Source organism: Stieleria sp. JC731, assembly GCF_020966635.1.
Lineage (GTDB): Bacteria > Planctomycetota > Planctomycetia > Pirellulales > Pirellulaceae > Stieleria.
This window is the reverse complement of the sequence record NZ_JAJKFQ010000025.1, coordinates 1-3,882: the sequence shown is the minus strand read 5'-3', so window position 1 is coordinate 3,882 and position 3,882 is coordinate 1. Positions and strand designations below refer to the sequence as shown.

Annotated in this window: 3 protein-coding genes; all 3 read left to right on the top strand. The window is 52.7% G+C overall.

Annotated features, from left to right (window positions below; genetic code table 11):
- The first annotated feature begins 362 nt into the window (after positions 1-362).
- The 3 genes from LOC67_RS22785 (at position 363) to LOC67_RS22775 (ending at position 3,664) form a co-directional block, all read left to right on the top strand.
- Entirely contained in the window at positions 363-911 is a 549-nt protein-coding gene (locus LOC67_RS22785) for a hypothetical protein (protein ID WP_230265143.1), read from the top strand.
- A gap of 781 nt (positions 912-1,692) precedes the next feature.
- Entirely contained in the window at positions 1,693-1,983 is a 291-nt protein-coding gene (locus LOC67_RS22780) for a hypothetical protein (protein ID WP_230265142.1), read from the top strand.
- A gap of 1,192 nt (positions 1,984-3,175) precedes the next feature.
- Positions 3,176-3,664 carry a hypothetical protein gene (locus LOC67_RS22775; protein WP_230265141.1) on the top strand — a complete coding sequence of 163 codons (489 nt, stop codon included), beginning with the start codon at positions 3,176-3,178 and terminating at the stop codon, positions 3,662-3,664.
- Positions 3,665-3,882: the final 218 nt, after the last annotated feature.

Genomic DNA, 3,882 nt, shown 5'->3' with positions numbered 1-3,882 from the left:
TTCACGAGACGACAGTTTCCTATCGATCGCAATTGAAATCACGGTTTGATTGTCTTGCTTGAACAACTCCGATCGGAATTCACGATGCGTCAGTTTCTTGATGATCGCTTCTGATGTCACGGTTTTGTCCCGGCTTGGAGATTGCTGGTCAAACGCCCTGCCCGCCGGCTGAAATATCTATGCTCGTTCCCCTTCACGATTCCGATCGGGTAGACTTGTCAGCAGCGATGTAGTGCCGACTGTGGTCGTGGGTACCACGCGAACCAGTTGGTGCACCGAAGTCGGCGAGTCGACGACTTTTGGGTTTTAGTTTCACCTCAACCGCGCCGACTCGGTGACCATCGCCGTTCTGCCAATGAGTCATGCGAACAATTGCAGACACACCGCCGAATGAACGCTATCTGATGGTAGCTGAACGCGTCTCTCGCGAAGCATGGGCCGACATCTGCCAGAACGTTCGTGATTATGTGACCACCAATCCCGACAGTGACCATCGCAACTACTCTGACGCGGACATATTGCGATTAATCGACGCTCCAATCCCACCATCCAGCTACCCATTCGTCGTGCTATTTGCTTACGCTGACATTCCCGCAGATACGAAATGGAATGTTGCTTTCGATCCGGTCAACGATTTACCGATCGAATCGACAATCGCTGTATTGCAGTTCGGAGTCTTCTGGCGACGAATTGCGGCCCCTTCGTTGGAACACGGGCACCATCAAATCGCCGTAATCGACTTTCCCGATGGACTTCCGTCAGTCATTACATCACTTCCAATTGACGCCAACCGTCAGTCGTACGACCATGTTGTACTATGCGATGCCCAGGACGTTGACGCTATCCAATATCAACGCGAAATCGTGGCAGAACCAAACGATGCAACCGAGCGGCGAAGTCGGGCGTTTTGAAATGGTTGATCGTTCGTCGCCGCCGGCTGATCGTAAACGTTACGCCAGAAAGAAGGTCACGTAACCTGAGTTTGAAAACCCCTCTTCGTTTTGCGTTGCTACTTGTTGGATTCTTTGTTCCACTTGCTTTCATCAACTTTTCTGATTCGCACGTCCTCTCAGACCCAGGACATTGGATCAACAGGGGCACCCTTGAGTTTTACTGGCTATCTTTCTTGCTGGTTTATGTGCTGGCAGTGGTATACGCCCTTTGCGAACTTGATCCTCTACGCCAACGTGTGAAAGACCGTGTCAGTTGGCCTGCCTTCGCTTATTCGATAGTCACAGTTGCCTACTTTGGTGTAGTGCTGCTGGCCTTTCCTCCGCTATACGAGTCCCTTTTTGGCAGGGATCCCTTGTTCACGAATCCGCCACCCAACGTCTGGAGCTCAACCCAATTGGGACCCGCAGTCCGATTTCTCGGGCTCGTTTTTGCGATGTCCATTACCATCTCTGCTTTTACCCTCTGGTTTGATCGCGACTGGAAACGTGCGATGTCTTGAACGAGAATGGCGTAACAATGGGATGCACGACGAGTCGCCGAGTCGTGGTTAATGAAGTGGAGGATCACTCGCGGCGACCGCGTGATCCCTGACGTTACCTGTCTCTGGTATCTGACCTGACGTTGCCAGCATCACACACTTTCGACTGACTTCATCTCCCTCGACAAAATTGCGTTCTGAACCTGCCCTACATGAGCAGCAATCCATTCGAACCGTCAAGCAATGCATGCGGGCCAACAATGCCAATCAGCGCCCGTCGAGGACGATGGGCAGCGATCGGATTCGCCATTGCATGCAGCCCGATGGTTGCGCTCGGTGCATACGGCCTGTATGCTGACATTCAGTACGCGGCAACGCTTCCGCCAAACACCCCACGCTGTGGCAATAGCGCGCTGGCCGCAGTACTATTAATCTTTCCGGTTTCGCCAATTGTTGGGTTAATCGGGGCAGGTCTAGGATTTATATCGGCTTCTGTACGGAACGCGGTATTGTCCAACGGCGGTCCGCAGGAACTCGAAGAAAACAGGTAACAATGCGATGCACCGAAGTTGGCGAGTCGACGTCTTTTGGGTTTAAGTTTCATCTCAATCGCGCCAACTCGGTGATCGCTACCGTTCGCGCGGATGGTTGTGACCGCAATGACCAACGCCCGTGGTCATGCCCATCCCATCTTCGTGTACTTCGCGAACTTCGTGGTTTGAATGTTTCGTCGACGGCTTTAATGGTGCGATCGAATCTCGCCCATCGGATCTCACGGAGCCTCTGTTTCCTATTGATCGCAGTTGATGTCGCGGTTTGATTGGTGCGCGGTCGACTTGGCCGATGAACACAAGCCGACGCCTGGCAACCGATTACGAGTTCGAGCACCGCGTTGCTGAGCACGAGCACGATTGAAGGCAATCCGACGCCTGACGTTCCAACTGCCAAGTCGCCACTCGTTACCCTTCGCAATGCCAATCGGGTAAACTTGTCGTCAGCGGCGAACTGCAAACTGTCGTCCAGGGTAGACCGCGAACAACTCGATGCACGTGAGCCGCCGAGTTATGTTCATTGAAGTGGTCAGTCGTTTGCGGCGGCCACGTGATCGAAATCGTTCGCGCGGGTAGATGAACCATTTGATGACTCATCTCTCTCTCGTTTGATTATCGCCCTTTGAAGTACATGGCGTTTTGATCCGGCCCATCTGATTTGACATTGCAAGTGTTTGATGATCGCCGCAACTGAGTTCACGGTTTGATAGTTGTTTCCGATCGCGGCCCATCTGATTTCGCAAGACGTCAGTTTCCTATTGATCGCAATTGAATTCACGGTTTGATTGTCGTTTGCGAACGCGGCCCTTGGGATTTCAAGGGACAACAGGGGCAATCAATCGCAAAGGCATTTACCGTTTGTCGATGTTGGCTTAGCAATCCCATCCGCGTTCATTGGACAGCAGTTTCCTGTCTATCGCACCTGATGTCACGGTTTGATTGCTATTTCCAGATCGCTGAACAAACGCCCAAACTGCCGCCCGATATATCTGTGCTCGTTCCCCTTGGCAATTCGAATCGGGTAGACTTATCAACAGCGATGTGGTGCAGACCGTGGTCGTGTGTACCTCGCGAACCTGTTGGTGCACCGAAGTCGGCGAGTCGACGACTTTTGGGTTTTAGTTTCATCTCAAATGCGCCGACTCGGTGACCATGACCGTTATCGGACTGAGGAGCCTGTAGCACAGCAACGATGCCGGATATCACGATTACACTCACCGAAGATGAGGCACTGGTTCTCTTCGATTTCCTCGCACGGTTCACTGATACGGACTTGCTTGGAACGGAAGACCAAGCCGAGCAAAGAGCACTTTGGAATCTGAATTGCCTACTTGAGCGTCAACTCATTCCAGTTGTCGACCCAAACTATCGCAACTTGTTGATCTCCGCACGCAATTCACTTCGTGATGATGGTGGCACCGACGCGGCGTCAGAACAAATTGCGGGGCGCTTAGCCTTTTGGCTCCACCCGGACACCATCGCTTTCATAGCGAACGAATGGCGGAAGCTCCCGCGAGACATGCCTGAAGATGATAGGCAGCATTGGGCCGACATCGCGTTTCGTGCCATGTCTGCGCTGCACAAAGCTGGAATCCGCTACACCGCGACACAGCCAGCGAATGGGTATCATTTGGGTGATCCGCCAAGCGACGCTGGTGGGACGGTTGAGCTTTCGTCCTGATACAGAATGGCCGATAACCATGGCATGAACCGAAGTTGCGGAGTCGGCGTGTTTGAAGTGGTTTGTCAATCGCCGCAACTCGGTTATGCCCACCGTTCGCACGGGTGGTTGTGACTGCAATAACCATCGCCTGTCTTCAACGCCGCTGAATCCGGCGCATCTGATTTCACGTGGCAAGTGTTTGATGATCGCCGCAAGTGAATTAACGGTTTGATAGT